Below are 18,467 nucleotides of genomic sequence, written 5' to 3'. Positions count from 1 at the left end.
GATGTCAGCCGGGCCGCAGGATCTTCAACGCGGTCGGCACCGCCGACACTTCCACCGGCAGCGGGCAGACATATTCACCGTCGGCGTAGGCCGTAATTTCCGGATGCGCGGGGCAGCTGACCGAGATCGTGCGCGCCCGCCTGGTACGGACCTCGTCGAGTTCGATGTGCTTGCCCTTGAACACGGTCGGGAACAGCCGGATCAGCCGGGTGCGTGACGCCGACGCCACCATCGTGACGTCGAGTTGGCCGTCGTGCGGGTCGGCATCCGGGCAGATCAACATCCCGCCGCCGTAGCTGCGGGTGTTGCCGAACGCCGCCAGGGTGAGATCGGTGCGGATCTCCTCGTTGCCGTCGAATGTCAGCCGGAACGGCAGCAGTCGCAGCTTGGAGATCTCGGCCACCATCGCCAGGTTGTACCGCATCCGACCGTGCGGCCAGCGCATCCGATTAGTCCTGTCGGTGACCAACGAGTCGAAGCCCGCCGCCATCACGGTGCCGAACCACTTCGTGGTGCCGTCGGCACCCACGATCCGGCCGAGGTCCACGTCGTCGACGACACCGTCGACAACGACGTCGGCCGCGGCCTCGGGATCTCTGGTCGGGATCCGGAACTCGCGTGCATGGTCGTTGCCCGTACCCGCTGGGACGATCGCCAGCGGGATGTCGGTCTGCGCGAGCACCTGCAGCGCCAGCGAGATGATGCCGTCGCCGCCGACCACCACCAACGCGTCCATTCCGCGCTCGAGGGCGCCCTCGACGAGTTGTCGCGCGTGCGCGGCGTCGCGGCCTGCCACCGCGACGACGTCCACACCACGCCGGTGCAGTTGTGTGATGGCGCGCTCGGCGGCGTGCGGCGCGCTGCCGTGCCCCGACACCGGGTTGGTCAGCACCGTGACGCGAGCGCGCTGGTTCACGGAATCAGCTTGCCCGGGTTGAGGATTCCGGCGGGATCGAGCGACGCTTTGACCGCCCGCAGGATCTGCACACCGACGTCGCCGATCTCGTCCCGCATCCACGGCCGGTGATCGGAGCCGACGGCGTGATGGTGGGTGATGGTGGCGCCGACCCGGACCATCGCATCGGATGCGGCCGCCTTGGCTGTGCGCCACTGCTCGATCGGGTTGCCGCGTTGGGCCGCCACGACCGTGAAGTAGAGCGAGGCGCCGGTGGGATACACATGCGAGATGTGGCACAGCACCAGCGCCGGGGTGCCTGAATCGGCGAGTGCGCGGGTGAGCGCCTCGGTGACCGCGCTTTTCAGCGCCGGGACATTCGACCAGTTGGTCGCCGTCTCGAGCGTCTCGCACAGCGCACCCGCAGACAGCAGGGAGTCGCGCAGATAGGGCGCATTGAACCGGCCGTGCTCCCAGGCGCGTGCGGGACCGTCGCCCAAGGAGGTGCCGCCGTGGGCCGCCAGCAGCGCCCGCGTCTCGGCATGGCGGCTCTCGACGTGCGCTTCGGTGCCCTCGAACGCGGTGATGGCCAGGCAGCCGCCGGTTATCTGCTGCTCCCCGATGTTGTCGGCGGTCGCGAGGTTCACCCCGGTCTCGGCTTCGTCGGACAACCGGATGACCGTCGGCCCGGTACCGGTCTGGATGACCGCGCGCAGGGCGTCGGCGCCGGTGGCGAAGTCCGGAAACGACCACGCCTCGTAGCGGGTGGTCTCCGGGATCGGATGGATGCGCACCCGCACCCGGGTGATGATCCCGAAGGTTCCCTCCGAACCGATGAACAGCTGGCGCAGGTCGGGTCCGGCCGCGGACTCGGGCGCACGACCCAGGTCGAGGATGCCTGCAGGGGTGACGGCCCGCAGGCCGCGCACCATGTCGTTGAACCGGCCATAACCTGCGGAGTCCTGACCGGACGAGCGGGTGGCCGCGAATCCACCGATCGTGGCGAACAGATAGCTCTGCGGAAAGTGCCCAAGTGAGAATCCGCGCTCGCCGAGGAGTCGTTCCGCGTCCGGCCCGCTCAGGCCGGCACCGAGTTCGGCCTCCCAGGAGACCTCGTCGAGGTTGTGCAGTTCGTTCAACCTGCGCAGATCCAGCGACACTACTGCCTTGAAGTCGCCGCGCACCGGATCCAACCCACCGACCACGCTGGTGCCGCCCCCGAACGGGACGACGGCGATGCTGTGGTCGGCGCAGTAGGTGAGGATCGTGGCGATCTCTGCTTCGTCGGCGGGCAGCAACACCGCGTCCGGCGCGTCCTGGACACCGAAGTCTCGGCGTCGGAGAAGGTCGAGGGTCGACTTGCCGCCGGCCCGCAGGAGTCGGCTGCGATCGTCGACGGTGAGGTTCGCGGTGCCGACGATGGCGCTCAGGCCGTCACGGTCGCCCTGCGACAGCGCCGATGGCCGGAGCCGCACCTGGTCGGCGGTGGGTTCGTCGACACCGGTCCCATCGATCCCGAGTGCCTGGTCGAGAAGGGTCCGGATTCCGGAGGAGAGGGGTTTGGCCGCAGCGGGGTCACCCCACGCGTTCCACTGCATCGGTGGCTCGATTGGGTGGGCATCGGCGTGAGTCATGAGTTACAGTATTACAGATCATGTCAATCCGTAACTCAGATAGCAGTGTAGAGAAGCGAATCCTCGACGCCGCAGCGGAGTGCATCCTCGCCTACGGGGTCGAGCGGACCACCATGACCGAGATCGCGCGGCGCGCGCGGGTCAGTCGGCCCACAATCTATCGCCGCTGGCCCGATATCCGCTGGGTGATCGCCGAACTGCTGACCATCCGCATCGCCGGCGTGCTCGAGTCGGTACCCGACCGCGGCGTCGGCCGGGAGCAGATGGTCGCCCGCGTCGTCGCCGTCGCCGAGCATCTGCGCGGCGACGACATCGTGCAGTCGGTCATCCGCAACGCGCCGAACCTGGCGATGGTCTACATCGCCGAACGACTGGGCACCAGCCAGCAGATCATGGTCGACGCTCTGGCCGAGGCCATCAAGGCGGCGCAGGACGACGGCAGCGTGCGATCCGGCGACCCTCGTCAGATGGCGGCCATGTGCCTGCTCATCACCCAGTCGACCATCCAGTCCGCGCAGATGGTCGGGGAGATCATCGACAACGTGGCACTCAACGGCGAATTGGATCTCGCACTGAACGGATATCTGAAACCATGAGCAGCTCAACGGCTCTGAACGCGTCGCGGCGGGCGGGCGAGTTGTCCGAACTGGCCGACGGCGCCACCGTCGACCTGATCGTGATCGGCGGCGGCATCACCGGAGTCGGAATCGCGCTGGATGCGGCGACCCGCGGGCTGACCGTCGCGCTGGTGGAGAAGCACGATCTGGCGTTCGGGACCAGCAGGTGGAGTTCGAAGCTGGTCCACGGCGGCCTGCGCTACCTGGCCAGCGGCAACGTCGGCATCGCCCGGCGCAGCGCGGTCGAACGCGGCATCCTGATGACCCGCAATGCGCCCCACCTGGTGCGCGCGATGCCGCAGCTTGTCCCGCTGCTGCCCGAGATGACAAGCGCGTCAAGGACTCTGGTGCGATTCGGCTTCGCCGCCGGCGACGGACTGCGCAGGCTGGCGGGCACCCCGGCCGCCACGCTGCCCCGGTCCCGCCGGATCGACGCCGACCGTGCCGTCGCACTGGCGCCCACTGTGCGCCGCAACGGCCTCGACGGGGCACTGCTGGCCTACGACGGGCAACTCATCGACGATGCCCGCCTGGTCACCGCCGTGGCGCGCACCGCCGCACAGCACGGAGCCAGAATCCTCACCCGCGTCGCGGCCTCGAATGCGACGCGCACCTCCGTGACGTTGACCGACACCCTGACCGGCGAGTCGGTGGACGTCGCAGCGCGCGCGTTGGTCAACGCCGCCGGTGTGTGGGCGGGGGAGGTCGACGACTCGATCCGGTTGCGGCCAAGTCGTGGCACCCACCTGGTGTTCGACGCCGCGGCGTTCGGCAATCCCACTGCGGCGCTGACCGTTCCGATACCCGGCGAGCTCAACAGGTTCGTGTTCGCGATGCCCGAACAACTGGGCCGGGTGTACCTGGGTCTGACCGACGAGGACGCCCCCGGGCCGATTCCCGATGTGCCAGAGCCCACTTCGGCAGAGGTCACTTTTTTGCTCGACACCGTCAACACCGCGCTGGACACGGCGCTGGGTCCCGACGACGTCGTGGGTGCCTACGCCGGCTTGAGGCCGCTGATCGACAGCGGCGACGGAAGTACCGCGGATCTGTCACGCGATCACGCGGTCGTCGAATCGCGCAGTGGAGTGATCAGCATCGTGGGCGGCAAGCTCACGGAGTACCGATACATGGCCGAGGACGCGGTGGACCGGGCGGTGGCGCTGCGCGGCCTGACCGCCGGACCCTGCCGGACCCGCAACCTGCCGCTCGTCGGGGCGCCGGCCAATGCCGTGGCATCACTTCGGTCCTCAGCTGATCTACCGGGATCGCTGGAGGCGCGCTTCGGCGCCGAAGCGCCGAACGTGATCGCCCGTGCGCACTGCGATCGGCCGACCGATCAGGTCGCAGAAGGCATCGACGTCACGCGGGCGGAGTTCGAGTACGCCGTCACCCACGAGGGTGCGCTCACCGTCGACGACATCCTCGACCGGCGAACCCGCATCGGGCTGGTCGCCGGAGACCGGGCCCGAGCCGAGGAAGCCGCCGAGGAAATGCTCGCCGAAACTGTATTCCGCGAGCGCAATCCCGAGTAGGGACCGCGTGAAATACAGTTTCGGCGAACGGGGGATTACAGCGGGATGTTCTTGTGGCGGCCGCGGCGTGCCGGTGCCTCGGCCAGAGCCTGGGTGAGCACGCTGCGGGTGTGTGACGGGTCGATCTTGGCGTCGACGACGCCGATCTCGATCGCGGAATCGACGCCGCCGGCGATCCGCTCGTGCTCGACCGCCAGCTCTTCGTGCAGCGCCTCGCGATCCTCGGGGGCGGCGGCGGCCAGCTTCTTCTTGTGCAGGATGCCGACCGCGGCCTTGGCGCCCATGACAGCGACCTCGGCGTCCGGCCACGCGAACACCTTGGTGGCGTTGAGCGACCGCGAGTTCATCGCGATGTAGGCGCCGCCGTAGATCTTGCGGGTGACCAGCGTGACCCGCGGAACGGAGGACTCGCCGAAGGCGTGCAGCAGCTTGGCGCCGCGGCGGACCACGCCGCCCCACTCCTGGTCCACGCCGGGCAGGTAGCCGGGCACGTCGACGATGACGACCAGCGGGATACCGAAGGCATCACACAGCCGCACGAAACGTGCTGCCTTCTCCGCGCTTTCGGAGTTCAGGCAGCCGCCGAGGCGCAGTGGGTTGTTGGCCAGCACGCCGACCGTCCGTCCGGACAGCCGACCCATGCCGACGACCATCGACGGAGCCCACTTGGCCTGGAACTCCTCGAACGGTGCATCGCTGTCGAGCAGTGCCTCGACAAGCGGGTGCACGTCGTAGGCGCGCCGCGACGACTCGGGCAGCAGCGCCCGCAGATCGGTGTCGCCCGCTTCGGCCTTGCTGCGATCGAAATGTCCCTGCTGGCAGAAGTATCCGACGAGGCGACGGCCGCGGTCGTAGGCGTCGAGTTCGTCGGTGGCGACGATGTGGCACACACCGGACTTCTTGTGGTGGGTGTCCGGGCCGCCGAGCGACGCCATGTCGACGTCCTCACCGGTCACGCTGCGCACGACGTCGGGGCCGGTGACGAACACCCGACCCTCCGGCGCCATGATCACGACGTCGGTGAGCGCGGGGCCGTAGGCGGCCCCACCGGCGGCGAAGCCGACGACCACCGAGATCTGCGGGATGTATCCCGACGCCCGGATCATCGCCTCGAAGACCAGGCCGACCGCGTGCAGCGCCTTGACGCCCTCGGCCAGTCGCGCGCCACCGGAATGCCAGATCCCGACGATCGGGCTCTGCTCCTCGATCGCGACGTCGTAGGCGTTGACGATATGCGCGCAGCCCTCGACGCCCATGGCGCCGCCCATGACGGTGCCGTCGGTGCAGAAGGCGATCGTCCGCACACCGTTGACGGTGCCGGCCGCGGCCAGGATGCCGGAGCGGTCCCGCTCGTGCAGCAGTTCGACCGTGCCGTCGTCGAAGAAGGTGGAAAGGCGCAGTAGCGGATCACGCGGATCCAGTGATTCGTTCACCGTTTCTGGGGCCATCGTCGTCATGTGTTCTCCTGCCGTTTCAGTACTTACCGAAGGCGAGTGCGACATTGTGCCCGCCGAATCCGAACGAATTATTGATTGCATACCGGAAATCTCCGGTACGCGGTTCCCCGGCCACCACGTCGAGATCGATCTCGGGATCGAGATTCCTCAGGTTCCGTGTGGGCGGGATGACGCCGTCGCGCAACGCCATCAGGGTCAGGATCGACTCCACCGCGCCGACCGCGCCGACCGAGTGGCCCAGCGCGGACTTCGGGGCGAACACCGCCGGACGGTGCCCGCCCATCGCGGCGTTGATCGCGTGGCCTTCGGCGACGTCGCCGACGCTGGTGCCGGTGGCGTGCGCGTTCACGTGGTCGATGTCGGAGGGCTGCAGACCCGCCAACTGCATGGCGCGGGTCATGGCGAACGCCGCACGCTCGCCGTTGGGGTCCGGAGCCACCATGTGGAAGCCGTCGGAGGTGATGCTCGAGCCCATCAGTCGAGCCAGCGGCGTGGCGCCGCGGGCCTTGGCGTGCTCCTCGGTCTCGATGACCAGGAGCGCGCCTGCCTCACCGAAGACGAAGCCGTCGCGGTCCTTGTCGAACGGGCGGCAGGCACCGGCGGGGTCGTCGTTGTTGGTGGACATCACGATTCGCATCTGGGCGAACGCGGCGATCGGCACCGCCTCGATGCGTTGCTCGACGCCGCCGCAGATCGCGATGTCGGCTTCGCCGAGCACGATGTTGCGCCACGCCTGGGCGATGCCCTCCGAACCGGAGGCGCACGCAGAGATCGGCGTCACGACGCCGGCCTTGGCTCCTCGGTCCAGCCCGACCACAGCGGATGGTCCGTTGGGCATGTACATCTGGACGGACAGCGGGGACACGCTGCGAAGGCCGCGTTCCCGGAGGCCGTCGTAGGCGAACACCAGCGCTTCGGCCCCACCGAGTCCGGTCCCGATCGACACCAGCAGTCGGTTGGTGTCGACCTCGGGGGACCCGGCGTTCTCCCAGACCCGGCGCCCCAGCACCGCAGCCATCTTCTGCACATACGACATCCGCCGGTTCTCGACCTTGGTCAGTTCCGACTCGAAGTCCTCGAGCAGATGGCCGCCGATGGTGACGGGAAGCTGGAACTGCTCGATGAAGGGATCCTCGAGCGTGCGGATACCGCTCTGGCCGTCAAGCAGCGCCTTCCATGTCGACTCGGCATCGGTGGCCACACTCGTGGTCATTGCGATGCCGGTGACGACGACGTCCGGGAGTCCGCTACCTGTTGTCGGCGAAGCCATAAGTGAGCTGCGCGTCCTTTCTCCGGCCTGATGTCGGCCGAATGCCTCTGCGGTCTGGTGTCAGCCTCCGCGGTCTGATGTCGCCCGTGTTCTAGTAGCGACCGAACGCCAGAGCCACATTGTGGCCGCCGAAACCGAACGAGTTGTTGATGGCGTACTGGTAGTCGCCATATCGAGGCTCACCCGCGACGACATCGAGATCGATCTCGGGGTCAGGTGTCTCGAAGTTCAGTGTGGGCGGGATGACGCCGTCTCGCAACGAGAGCACCGTGAGGATCGACTCCAGAGCGCCCACCGCACCGATGGAGTGGCCCAGGGCCGACTTCGGCGCGTACACCGCGGCGTGCTCCACACCGGCGGCCCGGATGGCGTTGGCCTCGGCGAGGTCGCCGATCGAGGTCGACGTGGCGTGCGCGTTGACGTGCTGGATGTCCTTGGCGGACAACCCGGCGGTCTCCATCGCCCGCTTCATCGCGTGCGCGGCCCGTAGGCCGTCGGGCGCCGGCGCCACCATGTGGTACGCGTCGGAGGAGATGCCCGCGCCCAGCAGCCTGGCCAGCGGCTTGGCGCCACGTGCCTTGGCGTGCTCTTCGGTCTCGATGACCATGAGCGCGCCGGCCTCACCGAAGACGAAGCCGTCGCGGTTCTTGTCGAACGGCCGCGACGCGCCTTCCGGATCGTCGTTGCGGGTCGACATCGCGCGCATCATCGAGAACGCTGCGATGGGCAGTGCCTCGATGCCGCCCTCGACACCACCGCAGACGGCGATGTCCGCGTCACCCATGACGATCTGCCGCCATGCGTGGGCGATGCCCTCGGACCCGGACGAGCACGCCGAGACCGGGGTGATGACCCCGGCGCGGGCGCCCAGCTCCAGGCCGACGACCGCGGCCGCGCCGTTCGGCATGATCATCTGAACAGCCAGTGGCGACACCTTGCGGGGGCCACCCTCGTTCATCGCGTCGTAGGTCTCGACGATCTTCTCGCCGCCACCGAGACCGGTGCCGATCACGACCGAGAAACGGTCGGGATCGACCTCCGGACGCCCGATGCTGTCCCACAGCTGATTGCCGAGGTACTTCGACATCCGCTGGACGTACGACATGCGCCGCAGTTCCAGTCGGGTCATGAGGGGATCGAGGGGCTCCTTGAGGTGCCCCCCGATCTTCACCGCAAGATCCCACTTCGTGACGAAGTCGTCTTCGAGGACGCGGATGCCGCTTTCGCCTGCGAGCAGACCCTTCCACGTGCTCTCGATGTCCGGTGCGATCGACGTGGTCGCCGTGACGGCGGTCACGACGACGTTGGGGAAACCGCCGTTAGCAGTGGAAGGTCTGGTCACTTGTCACCGGTGATCTGTGCCCGGATGGCCGCGGCGGCCTCGGGGTTCTCCTGCTCGAGCTTCTGGATGTAGGCGACGACGTCACCGACGGTACGCAGGCCGGCGAGGTCCTCGTCGGGGATCTTCACGCCGTACTTGTCCTCGGTCTGAACGGCGATCTCCACCATCGACAGCGAGTCGATGTCCAGGTCGTCGACGAACGACTTCTCGGGAGTCACCTCGGAGGGCTCGATGCCGGTGACCTCTTCGATGATCTCGGCGAGTCCGGTGATGATTTCGTCCTGAGTGGCGGCCACTGTGGCTCCTTCTATCTATGTGTTGTTACTTGGGTTGGTACGTACAGATGGTGAAAATGTGGTCTGGTCAGGCGCGCAGGGACTCCGCGAGCGCGTCCAGGTCGGCGGGGGATTTGACGGGATGAGTGGGTGTTCCCTTGAGTTCCCGCTTGGCGATTCCGGTCAGCGTCCCCGCCGGTGGGAACTCGACGACCGCCGAGACTTCCCGATCCCGCAGCGTCGCCATGCACAGGTCCCAGCGGACCGGCCGGGTCAACTGTGCCACGAGCTTGGCCATCGCGTCGGCGGCCGAGGTCACCGGCGCGCCGTCGGCGTTCGACAGCAGTGTGACGGTCGGCTCGGACGGGGTGATCTTGTCGGCGACTTCGGCGTACGCGTCGAGCGCCGAGGCCATGTATCGGGTGTGGAATGCGCCCGCGGTGGCGAGTCGACGAACCCGGGCCCGTGCCGGCGGATCCTCGGCGAGCTTCTCGAGCGCCGACACCGCGCCGGCGGCGACGATCTGGCCGGCCGCGTTGCGGTTGGCGGGCACGAGGTCGAGCGCTTCCAGTCGGGCGAGCACCTCGGCTTCGTCGCCACCGAGCAGCGCCGACATCCCGGTGGGTTCGATCGCGCAGGCCTTCGCCATTTCGGCCCCCCGGGTCGCGGCGAGCGACACGGCTTCATCGGCGGTGATGACACCGGCGATGGCGTAGGCGGCGATCTCGCCGACCGAATGTCCGGCCGCGATGATCTGCTGCTCGTCGAGTAGGCCGCGCTTGGTGAGTTCTTCGTGTGCGATCAGCGTCGCTGCGACGACCAGAGGCTGGGTCACCGCGGTGTCGGTGATCTCCTCGGCGGTTGCTGTGGTGCCCAGACGGGCGAGATCGAGGCCACTGATGTCCGACCACGCCGCGATCCGCGAGGCGGCTCCAGGCAGCTCCAGCCACTCGGCGAGCATGCCGGGAGTCTGGGAACCCTGTCCGGGCGCGAGGAATGCAAGCACAGTCGTCTGAGGCACGTCTCTAAGGAAACATTGAGAAGACGGTTTTGCACGGTGTAAGAGATTATGAACCTTGTCTTATGTTTTTGTAGGTAGTCCACAAAACGGCATGTGAAGCGACACCATCGAGACCGGACCGAAATCTGTTACGTGCCCGTTTGGTCCACAAGTGTGACCGGGGGCACAGTGATGACCTGCCCGGAACCCCCGCCGGCAGAGGTGGACTGCTGAGCTTGGCGCGACAACCTGCCCACTGTCGAGGCCACCCGGAGCACATACGAGTCGCGGGGGATGGTGGGGTCGCGGCCTGTGAAATCGGCGATCCGTTTGAGCCGGTATCGCACGGTGTTTGGATGAACGAACAATTTGCGGGCGCACGCCTCGATGGCGCCGCCCGAGTCGAGGTAGGCATCCAGCGTCTCCATCAACGCCGGGCCGGCATCCGAGAGCGGCCGCATCACGTCCGCTTCCAGCGCCAGCGCGGCCGTGGCGTCGCCCAGCAGGGCCCGCTCGGGGAGCAGTTCCCGCGCCGACACCGGCCGCGGTGCCCCCGCCCAACCGGCCACGGCGTTCATCCCCGCGATCGCCTCGGTGGCACTGCGGTGCGCGCCTCCCAGCGTCGGTGCGGTCGGCCCGATCACCACCGGGCCGTCGTCGAACACGCTCATCAAATCGGCGAGGAACCTGTCCGTCGGCGACAGTCCACCTGAGACGATCGTGACCAGCCAGGTGCCGTGCACGTCGCACAGCGCGGCCCGCCCATTGCGGTTCGCGACGTCGTGCACGTCGTCACTGGCGATGTCCAGCCTGCCGGGACGGGGCATCCCGACCACAACGGTTGCCGGCGCGGTCGCATCCCAGTTCAGGGCGGCGGCCTGGGATTGCAGTTCCGGCCCGAGGTCGCCGCGGACTACGGCGTCGACCAGGTTGGCTTCCATCCGGGTGTCCCAGGCGCCCCGGGCCTCTGCTTGGTCGGCGTAGGCGCTGGCGGCGGCGAAGGCCAGGTCGCGGCTGTACCGCAGGATGCCCGCGGTCAACGCGGTCAGCTGCTCCTCCGACCGGGCCAGCAGCGGTACCACTTCTTCGAAGAACTCCATCGTGACGCGAACCATCTCGACGGACTGGCGCAGCGCGATCCGCCTGCGAAGATCCTGCGGCACCACCTCGAATGCCTGGGCGGTGTAGCTGACGTTGCTCTGCGGATTGCGCATCCACTCGACGAAGTTGACCACTGCGGTCTGCACCACGAGCTGGACGCTGGCCCGCTGGGACGCCTCCAGCTCGGCGAAGAACGGCAGCCGCTCCTCCATGGCGTGGACCGCCTGGGTGGCGAGTCGACCCGAGTACTGCTTGAGTCGGCGCAGCGCCGACTCGGGCACGTTCTCCAGCACTTCGACCGTGGATCGCGGCGGAATGAACCGATTGTTGTCGGGCATTCCTAAAATCTACGCCTGCTTTTGGCCAATTCCTCCAAGCGCTGCCAACGTCAAGCGACTCCGGGGTCGGACGTCTGCTCGGGCGCGGCCATCACGTCGTCGATCTCGTACTTACGGGCCGCTTCGACTGCCACCGACATGTCGATGTTCCCGTCCCGGGCCAGCCCTTCGAGCACCGCGACGACAACCGACTCGGCGTCGGTGTTGTAGTAGCGCCGGGCGGCGGGCCGGGTATCGGAGAACCCGAACCCGTCGGTGCCGAGCGTGATGTACGTCCCCGGCACCCACGGCCGGATCTGCTCGGGCACTGCCCGCATCCAGTCCGACACCGCCACCACCGGGCCGGTGGCATCGGAAAGCGCCTTGGTGATGTACGGCGTCGCGGCCGGCCGGTCGGGGTAGCGCAACTGTTCCTTCTCGATCGCCACACCGTCGCGGTTGAGCTCACCCCAGCTGGTCACCGACCACACGTCGGCGGCCACGTCCCACTCGTCGGCCAGCAGTTCCGCCGCCTTGAGCGCCGACGGCATGCCGACGCCTGAGGTCAGGATCTGCGCGGAGTTGGTCTTCTTCTCAGGGGCCTGCTGGTAGCGGTAGATGCCGCGCAGCAATCCGTCGACGTCGATGCCCTCCGGTTCGGCCGGCTGGACGTAGGGCTCGTTGTAGATCGTCATGTAGAAGTAGATGTTCTCCGGGTTCTCCCCGAACATCCGCTGCAGACCGCTTTCGATGATGTAGGCGATCTCGAAGGCGAACGCAGGGTCGTAGGCCACCACGGCCGGGTTGGTGGCGGCCAGCAGCAGTGAGTGCCCGTCGGCGTGCTGCAGACCTTCACCGACCAGCGTGGTGCGGCCTGCGGTGGCGCCGAGGACGAAGCCGCGAGCCATCTGGTCGGCCGCGGCCCACAACCCGTCGCCGGTGCGCTGGAACCCGAACATCGAGTAGAAGATGTAGATCGGGATCATCGGCTCGTTGTGGGTGGCGTAGGACGTGCCGACCGCGGTGAACGATGCCGTCGAGCCGGCCTCGTTGATCCCCTCGTGCAGGATCTGGCCGATCTCGCTCTCCTTGTAGGCCAGCATCAACTCGGCGTCCACAGCGGTGTACAGCTGGCCGTTGCGGTTGTAGATCTTCAGGCTCGGGAACCACGAGTCCATCCCGAACGTGCGGGCCTCGTCCGGGATGATGGGAACTATTCGATGGCCGATCTCCTTGTCGCGCAGCAGTTCCTTGAACGTGCGCACGGTGGCCATGGTGGTGGCCACCTCTTGCTTGCCCGACCCTTTCTTCAGCGCCTTGTAGGCATCGCGCCCCGGCAGCTTCAGGACCTTGGCCTTGGTCCGGCGCTCGGGCAGGAACCCGCCCAACGCGCGACGACGGTCGAGCATGTAGCGGATCTCGGGAGCTTCCGGCCCGGGGTGGTAGTACGGCGGCAGGTACGGGTTCTCCTCGAGCTTCTCGTCGCTGACCGGGATCCGCTGGCTGTCGCGGAAGTCCTTGAGGTCTTGCAGCGCAAGCTTTTTCATCTGGTGCGTGGCGTTACGGCCCTCGAAGTGCTTGCCGAGGGTGTAGCCCTTGATGGTCTTGGCCAGGATCACGGTGGGCTGGCCCTTGTGCTCCATCGCAGCGTGGTACGCCGCGTAGACCTTGCGGTAGTCGTGCCCGCCGCGCTTGAGGTTCCAGATCTCACGATCGGTCATCGGCTCCACCAGAGCCTTGGTCCGCGGGTCGCGACCGAAGAAGTGGTCGCGCACGTAGCTGCCGTCGTTGGCCTTGTAGGTCTGGTAGTCACCGTCAGGGGTGGTGTTCATCAGGTTGACCAGGGCACCGTCGCGGTCGGCGTGCAGCAGGGCATCCCACTCGCGGCCCCAGACCACCTTGATGACGTTCCAGCCGGCACCGCGGAAGAACGACTCCAGTTCCTGAATGATCTTGCCGTTGCCGCGGACGGGGCCGTCGAGGCGCTGCAGGTTGCAGTTGACGACGAAGGTCAGGTTGTCCAGGCCCTCGTTGGCGGCGACCTGGATGAGGCCGCGGCTCTCCGGTTCGTCCATCTCGCCGTCGCCCAGGAATGCCCACACATGCTGGGCGGAGGTGTCCTTGATGCCGCGGTCCTGCAGGTAGTGGTTGAACCTCGCCTGGTAGATGGCGTTCATCGGGCCCAGCCCCATCGAGACCGTCGGGAACTCCCAGAAATCGGGCATCAGGCGGGGATGCGGGTAGGACGGCAGCCCGCCACCGGCGTGGCTGTGTTCCTGGCGGAACCCGTCGAGTTGATCCGAGGACAGCCGGCCCTCCAGGAACGCGCGGGCGTAGATGCCGGGGGAGGCGTGCCCCTGGATGAAGATCTGGTCACCCCCGCCGGGATGCGACTTGCCCCTGAAGAAGTGGTTGAAGCCGACCTCGTACAGGGCGGCCGACGATGCGTAGGTCGAAATATGGCCACCTACACCGACTCCCGGACGCTGTGCCCGGTGCACCATGATCGCGGCGTTCCACCGGATCCACGCGCGGTAGCGCCGTTCGACGTCCTCGTCGCCGGGGAACCAGGGCTCCAGTTCGGTGGGGATCGTGTTCACGTAATCGGTCGAGGTCAAGGCGGGGATCGCCACCCGCTGCTCGCCGGCGCGTTCCAGGAGGCGCAACATCAGGTAGCGCGCACGCGCAGGTCCGGACCGTTCTACCAGTTGGTCGAAAGACTCCAACCATTCGGCGGTCTCGTCGGAGTCGATGTCGGGCAGGTACGACGCGACACCTTCCCGGATCACCCGCACACGATCGGGTTCGCTTGTGCTGCTGGAGTTTTGGGCCAGATCCTGGCGCACGAACTCGGTGGTCAACTTTCCGCTCCTTGTTAGGCGGTGTACATGCTGACGCAATCCGCGAAGTGGGTTTTCCTCGCGTCTCGCGTGCGATGTCCCTGTCCGCTCCTCATGTGAGCGGTGGGCTCCATCCTTGTCTAATCCTGCCCCATCCGCACTGCCGGGTGTGCCAGGTTGCATTTAGTGCGGCGGACTGGCCCGATCGGCACCATGGGCGGGCAGGTGAACCGGTAACGTCTGCACCGTGCTGACGGGTTGGCTGAGCGCGCCCCGCGCGCGGTGCGCCGCCTTCTTGACCGGCATCGTGGCCGTCCTCGCGATGATCGTCGTCGGCTGCACCAACGTCACCGACGGAGACGCCGCAGTGGCGGAGGGCGAGGCACCGCTGTACCGGGCATCGGTGACGGCGTCGATCGAGGAGTCTGCGGCGAGTTCGAGCGCGCGCGAGTCCGAACGCCAGGAATCGCTGAGCGCCGAGGCGGTCGAGGCAGCCTGCGAGGCGATGAGTTCGAGCAGCGCAGACGCCATCGGCGCGGTCAACGCCTACGTCGCCGCGTCCAACTCCAACCCTGCCGACATCGGGCGCACCGCGGGCCCGGCGGTGGACGCACTGAACCTCAGCGCGGACCTGGTCGCGGGCACCATCTCCGATCGCCTGGCTCCTGAACTGCGGGACTCGCTCAACGGCTGGGTGGATGCGGCGCGGGCGGTGGCGACCGCGATCGCGGGCAATTACGGGACCGAAGAATTCAACGCCGGGATCACCCTGTTGAACGATTCCAAGACCGCCGCGTTGGACCGATGCGACGCGGCATACCGGTGAACCTGCCATCACACGTTCGCGCTTGTAGCCCGGCGTGCGACGATAGGGCGAGAACATGGCACAGCACACAGTGAGTCGAAGGTTGGCTGAAGGAGGACCGAAGGTGGTCTCGGCGGGTGACCCCCCGAACTACGCCCAAAGGTTGGGCATCGAAAAAGATCAGATCGTGCAGGAGTTGGGCTGGGACGAGGACTCCGACGACGACATCCGGTTCGCCATCGAGGACGCTTCTGGCGCCGACCTGCTCGATGAGGACTCCGACGAAGTCATCGACGTGGTGTTGCTGTGGTGGCGTGACGGGGACGGCGACCTCGTCGACACCCTGATGGACGCCATCACCCCGCTTGCCGATGACGGTGTCATCTGGGTGGTCACTCCCAAGACCGGCCACCCCGGGCACGTACAACCCGCCGACATCGCGGAGTCGGCGCCGACCGCGGGTCTGATGCAGACGTCGTCGGCCAATCTGGGGGACTGGATCGCCAGTCGCCTGGTGCAGCCGAAGGCGAAGGCAATCACCAAGCAGCGATGAGCGCTTGCGCGAAGAGCAGAAGACGGCGATGAGCGCTTGCGCGAAGAGCAGACGGCAGCGGTAAAGGGCGTGCTGGCTGTCGGTGGCAGCGCACCGGACTTCACGCTCAAGGACCAGAACAACCAGCCGGTGACGCTGAGTTCGTTTTCTGGCGCCAAGAACGTGCTGCTGGTGTTCTTCCCCCTTGCGTTCACCAGCATCTGCGCCCGCGAACTCGACGACATCCGCGATCACCCGGGCGACTTCGTCAACGACGACACCGCAACGCTGGCCATCTCGGTGGGACCGTCACCGACCCACAAGGTGTGGGCCACCCAGCGTGGCTTCACCTTCCCGGTGCTGTCCGACTTCTGGCCGCACGGTGCTGTCAGTCAGGCCTATGGCGTGTTCAACGACGACACCGGGTTCGCCAATCGGGGGACCTTCGCTGTGGACCGCTCCGGGCTGATCCGGTTCGCCGAATGCAAGCAACCCGGCGAGGTCCGTGATCAGACGGTGTGGTCGCACGCGCTCGCGGCGTTGCGGTCGGGCTGAGATGGATTTCCGGTCGCAGGTCATCGGCAGGTAACCTGCCCGGGATCGGGCGCGTAGCTCAGTGGTAGAGCTCTGGTTTTACACACCAGCGGTCGGCGGTTCGATACCGTCCGCGCCCACCGAAATAATCGCAGCTCAGGATAGGTAACGGCCGGGATTGTCCGGAAAAGGAGAACCCCCGAGTTGCCAAGAACTAGCCAAGAGATTTCGGCGTAGCGCCAAACAGCACCGCTCCCGCCGACGCCAGCGAACTATCTTGCGGATGCGCGTAGACCCGTAACGTCATCGCCGGATCATGGCCGAGCCACTTCGCCGCGGTGGCGACGTCGGTGCCGCTGCCAAGCATCACGGTCGCGGCGGTGTGTCGAACGTCGTGCAGCCGGATCGCCGGAACTCCAGCGGCTTTCGCCAGCCGGGAGAAATCCCCCGAGTAGGTCTCTGGCCGGATGGGGGAGCCGTCCGCGTTGACCGCGACCAGACCGGTGTCCGCGTACCCCTCGCCGAAGGCCAGCCGTTCTGCGGCCTGGGATGCCTTGAGCCCGCGCAGCGCGGCCATGACGTCGGTGGGCATCGGCAGTATCCGTCGGGAGCGGTGAGACTTCGGGTCTCCGGTCATGGTGCCCTCGCCAGGGACCACGACGCGGCCCTGAGCGACGGTGATGGTGGCGGCGTCGAGACTGACGTCTGCCCATCGCAGCCCGAGCACCTCGGAGCGACGCAGACCGGCCAGCGTCAACAGCCAGCAGGCGTGCAGCCGGTCGGCGCGCACATACTTGCGGAACGTTGCGGCCTGTTCAAGTGTCCACGTCGCCATCTCTCGGCGTTCCAGCTTGGGCCGGTCGACGAGGCGTGCGACGTTGCGCACGACCAGGCCACGCTTGGCGGCGTCGTCGAGCGCCGAGGAGAACACGACCAGCATCGTGACGACGGTGCGTGCGCTGACCCCACCCGCGACTTTCGGGCGTGGTTCGTCGGCGGGCCGCGCCGCCACGTAGTGCCCGCGCTTCGGGCGAAGGACATCACCGGAGGCCACTAGACGATCGAGTGCCTTGATGCCGGCATTGCCAAACGTCGCGTACAGCTCGCCATACGTAGCACCGCCCTGCTGCGCCCGCAGGTGGTCGAGCACCTCGGCCGACCTCTTGCCGCGCTTGTCTCTCTGGGCGACGGGCTGACCATTCAGGCGTAGCGTCACCAGCTCATCGACGTGGCGAGTTTCGAGGTGCTGCAACGCGGTCGACCCGAGGTGCTCGACCACGGGCTTGAGTGCGTGTCGGTACCCGGCCAGTGTCACCGGCCGGATTTTGCGACGACTGTCGAGCCATTCGGTCAGGAACTCGGCGACGGTGACCCTGTGGCGGCGCACATAGGTGCCCGAAGCAACCTCGGTCGTGATGCGTCGATACTCGCGTTGCGCCTCGGCCTTGGTCCGATAGGTGAATCGCTGACGATCGCGACTCCCATCAGGGCGGGTGCCGGTGTCCACGACGAACCAGTAACTCTTGGTCCCGTTCGTTGCCTCGTGAAGAGTGATCGGCTCGGCACGCCGGGTGCGTTTGGCTTGCGGGTCAGCGGTCATCGGTCGGCCTCCTGGTCTTCGTCGGTGGTTTCGCCCCGCAGGGCCGCAATTTCGGCGAGCAGGTCGGGCGGTGGTTCTTCGTCGCGGTCGTTCTCGGAGAGCCAAAGCTCGGCCAGGTGGCGGGCGCGCAGTGTGTCGCGCTGCCGCGGTGATGGGCGTTTGGGTATCTCGACGCCGTCGAGCAGGCCGAGGGCACGGGCCTTGGCGATCATCCGGTCAACCGTGCGCTTGCCAACATGCAGGTCTTGGGCGATGGTTTCGCGAACCGGCAGACCTTCCATCACGGCCTGCTCGATGCGCCAGTGCAACTCAGTCAGTCTCGGGTCGGCGTTCTCCGGCTGAGCGGAGTCCCTGCGGTAGTCGTCTGGCATGGCGAACGTACCGCCAGCGCGGGCGATCCACTGCCGGGCGGAGTAGGCGAGGCGACGCGCAGGCACCGACCGCAGCGCCTTGTAATCGACCGGGTGGCTGTCCGGATGGTCGGCGACGATGGTCAGTTCGGCAAGCGTGGGTTCGGACCCCCTTGCGGTGGCGACCCGCACGAGAAAATCGTACGGATAGCCGTGCAGCCGGATCTTCACCCGCTCATCGGTTTTCGGTGTTCGCTGCTTGCGTCGGCTGCCCGCCGGAGGGTCGTCGGCAAAACCGACGAAAGCAACGTCGCCGCGCTGTGATTCCGGTGTGCTGCTCACGGCTCGCGGACCTCCTTAGAT

16 protein-coding genes and 1 tRNA gene are annotated in these 18,467 nt (G+C 67.2%); 6 read left to right on the top strand and 11 right to left on the bottom strand.

Translation table 11 applies throughout. The features are described 5' to 3' along the window. Nucleotides 1–4: 4 nt before the first annotated feature. Both ABDC78_RS17120 and ABDC78_RS17115 read right to left on the bottom strand, forming a co-directional pair. Nucleotides 5–916 (bottom strand): diacylglycerol kinase, encoded by a 912-nt coding sequence (locus tag ABDC78_RS17120; protein WP_178359954.1) that lies wholly within the window; start codon nucleotides 914–916, stop codon nucleotides 5–7. Beyond that, nucleotides 913–2,493: an FAD-binding oxidoreductase gene (locus tag ABDC78_RS17115; RefSeq protein ID WP_178360302.1), complete on the bottom strand. Its 1,581-nt coding sequence runs from the start codon at nucleotides 2,491–2,493 to the stop codon at nucleotides 913–915. The genes ABDC78_RS17120 and ABDC78_RS17115 overlap by 4 nt, the downstream gene beginning before the upstream one ends. 53 nt (nucleotides 2,494–2,546) lie before the next feature. Here ABDC78_RS17115 and ABDC78_RS17110 point away from each other — a divergent pair, with 53 nt between their 5' ends. Further along, complete coding sequence (locus ABDC78_RS17110; protein WP_178360303.1) at nucleotides 2,547–3,125, top strand: TetR/AcrR family transcriptional regulator; 579 nt, start codon at nucleotides 2,547–2,549, stop codon at nucleotides 3,123–3,125. Then, entirely contained in the window at nucleotides 3,122–4,681 is a 1,560-nt protein-coding gene (locus ABDC78_RS17105; protein WP_178359955.1) for a glycerol-3-phosphate dehydrogenase/oxidase, read from the top strand. The genes ABDC78_RS17110 and ABDC78_RS17105 overlap by 4 nt, the downstream gene beginning before the upstream one ends. 35 nt (nucleotides 4,682–4,716) lie before the next feature. Here the strand turns inward: ABDC78_RS17105 and ABDC78_RS17100 are convergent, their stop codons facing one another. The 7 genes from ABDC78_RS17100 to aceE all read right to left on the bottom strand — a co-directional run bounded on the left by ABDC78_RS17100 (nucleotide 4,717) and on the right by aceE (nucleotide 14,304). Then, a complete protein-coding gene (locus ABDC78_RS17100) occupies nucleotides 4,717–6,138 on the bottom strand; it encodes an acyl-CoA carboxylase subunit beta (protein WP_178359956.1) in 1,422 nt (473 codons plus the stop codon). Between the two features lie 16 nt (nucleotides 6,139–6,154). Then, entirely contained in the window at nucleotides 6,155–7,408 is a 1,254-nt protein-coding gene (kasB, locus tag ABDC78_RS17095; protein ID WP_178359957.1) for a 3-oxoacyl-ACP synthase KasB, read from the bottom strand. 91 nt (nucleotides 7,409–7,499) lie between these two features. Further along, on the bottom strand, nucleotides 7,500–8,750 hold the full coding sequence (gene kasA, locus ABDC78_RS17090) for a 3-oxoacyl-ACP synthase KasA (RefSeq protein WP_178359958.1): 1,251 nt from the start codon (nucleotides 8,748–8,750) through the stop codon (nucleotides 7,500–7,502). Further along, entirely contained in the window at nucleotides 8,747–9,046 is a 300-nt protein-coding gene (acpM, locus tag ABDC78_RS17085; protein WP_178359959.1) for a meromycolate extension acyl carrier protein AcpM, read from the bottom strand. The genes kasA and acpM overlap by 4 nt, the downstream gene beginning before the upstream one ends. Nucleotides 9,047–9,113: 67 nt before the next feature. After that, on the bottom strand, nucleotides 9,114–10,031 hold the full coding sequence (locus tag ABDC78_RS17080) for an ACP S-malonyltransferase (protein ID WP_178360304.1): 918 nt from the start codon (nucleotides 10,029–10,031) through the stop codon (nucleotides 9,114–9,116). A gap of 143 nt (nucleotides 10,032–10,174) precedes the next feature. Next, nucleotides 10,175–11,464, bottom strand: a complete 1,290-nt coding sequence (locus ABDC78_RS17075; RefSeq protein WP_178359960.1) for a PucR family transcriptional regulator — start codon at nucleotides 11,462–11,464, stop codon at nucleotides 10,175–10,177. Nucleotides 11,465–11,514: 50 nt separating this feature from the next. Then, complete coding sequence (aceE, locus tag ABDC78_RS17070) at nucleotides 11,515–14,304, bottom strand: pyruvate dehydrogenase (acetyl-transferring), homodimeric type (protein ID WP_178359961.1); 2,790 nt, start codon at nucleotides 14,302–14,304, stop codon at nucleotides 11,515–11,517. Between the two features lie 226 nt (nucleotides 14,305–14,530). On the opposite strand from aceE, the gene ABDC78_RS17065 reads away from it, so the two are divergent. From ABDC78_RS17065 to ABDC78_RS17050, 4 genes are all read left to right on the top strand, one after another. Beyond that, on the top strand, nucleotides 14,531–15,109 hold the full coding sequence (locus ABDC78_RS17065; protein ID WP_178359962.1) for a hypothetical protein: 579 nt from the start codon (nucleotides 14,531–14,533) through the stop codon (nucleotides 15,107–15,109). A 103-nt stretch (nucleotides 15,110–15,212) separates the two neighbouring features. Further along, complete coding sequence (locus ABDC78_RS17060; RefSeq protein ID WP_178359963.1) at nucleotides 15,213–15,641, top strand: DUF3052 domain-containing protein; 429 nt, start codon at nucleotides 15,213–15,215, stop codon at nucleotides 15,639–15,641. Nucleotides 15,642–15,710: 69 nt separating this feature from the next. After that, nucleotides 15,711–16,175: a peroxiredoxin gene (locus tag ABDC78_RS17055; protein WP_178360305.1), complete on the top strand. Its 465-nt coding sequence runs from the start codon at nucleotides 15,711–15,713 to the stop codon at nucleotides 16,173–16,175. Between the two features lie 47 nt (nucleotides 16,176–16,222). Continuing rightward, a tRNA-Val gene (locus tag ABDC78_RS17050) sits at nucleotides 16,223–16,294 on the top strand. 74 nt (nucleotides 16,295–16,368) lie between these two features. Here ABDC78_RS17050 and ABDC78_RS17045 read toward each other — a convergent pair. Continuing rightward, nucleotides 16,369–17,754 (bottom strand): site-specific integrase, encoded by a 1,386-nt coding sequence (locus ABDC78_RS17045; RefSeq protein WP_178359964.1) that lies wholly within the window; start codon nucleotides 17,752–17,754, stop codon nucleotides 16,369–16,371. Next, on the bottom strand, nucleotides 17,751–18,446 hold the full coding sequence (locus tag ABDC78_RS17040) for a hypothetical protein (RefSeq protein WP_178359965.1): 696 nt from the start codon (nucleotides 18,444–18,446) through the stop codon (nucleotides 17,751–17,753). Before ABDC78_RS17040 ends, ABDC78_RS17045 begins: the two co-directional genes overlap by 4 nt. Nucleotides 18,447–18,467 lie beyond the last annotated feature (21 nt).

The organism is Mycobacterium sp. DL, assembly GCF_039729195.1.
Taxonomy (GTDB): domain Bacteria; phylum Actinomycetota; class Actinomycetes; order Mycobacteriales; family Mycobacteriaceae; genus Mycobacterium; species Mycobacterium hippocampi_A.
The sequence above is the reverse complement of the archived record's forward strand: the minus strand, read 5'-3'. Positions and strand labels throughout refer to the sequence as shown.

What these genes read in the sequence shown, in the direction of transcription:
- ABDC78_RS17100 (WP_178359956.1), bottom strand. Translation starts at nt 6,138, where the DNA reads ATGACGACGATGGCCCCAGAAACGGTGAACGAATCACTGGATCCGCGT.
- ABDC78_RS17045 (WP_178359964.1), bottom strand. Translation starts at nt 17,754, where the DNA reads ATGACCGCTGACCCGCAAGCCAAACGCACCCGGCGTGCCGAGCCGATC.
- ABDC78_RS17115 (WP_178360302.1), bottom strand. Translation starts at nt 2,493, where the DNA reads ATGCAGTGGAACGCGTGGGGTGACCCCGCTGCGGCCAAACCCCTCTCC.
- ABDC78_RS17105 (WP_178359955.1), top strand. Translation starts at nt 3,122, where the DNA reads ATGAGCAGCTCAACGGCTCTGAACGCGTCGCGGCGGGCGGGCGAGTTG.
- ABDC78_RS17075 (WP_178359960.1), bottom strand. Translation starts at nt 11,464, where the DNA reads ATGCCCGACAACAATCGGTTCATTCCGCCGCGATCCACGGTCGAAGTG.
- kasB (WP_178359957.1), bottom strand. Translation starts at nt 7,408, where the DNA reads ATGGCTTCGCCGACAACAGGTAGCGGACTCCCGGACGTCGTCGTCACC.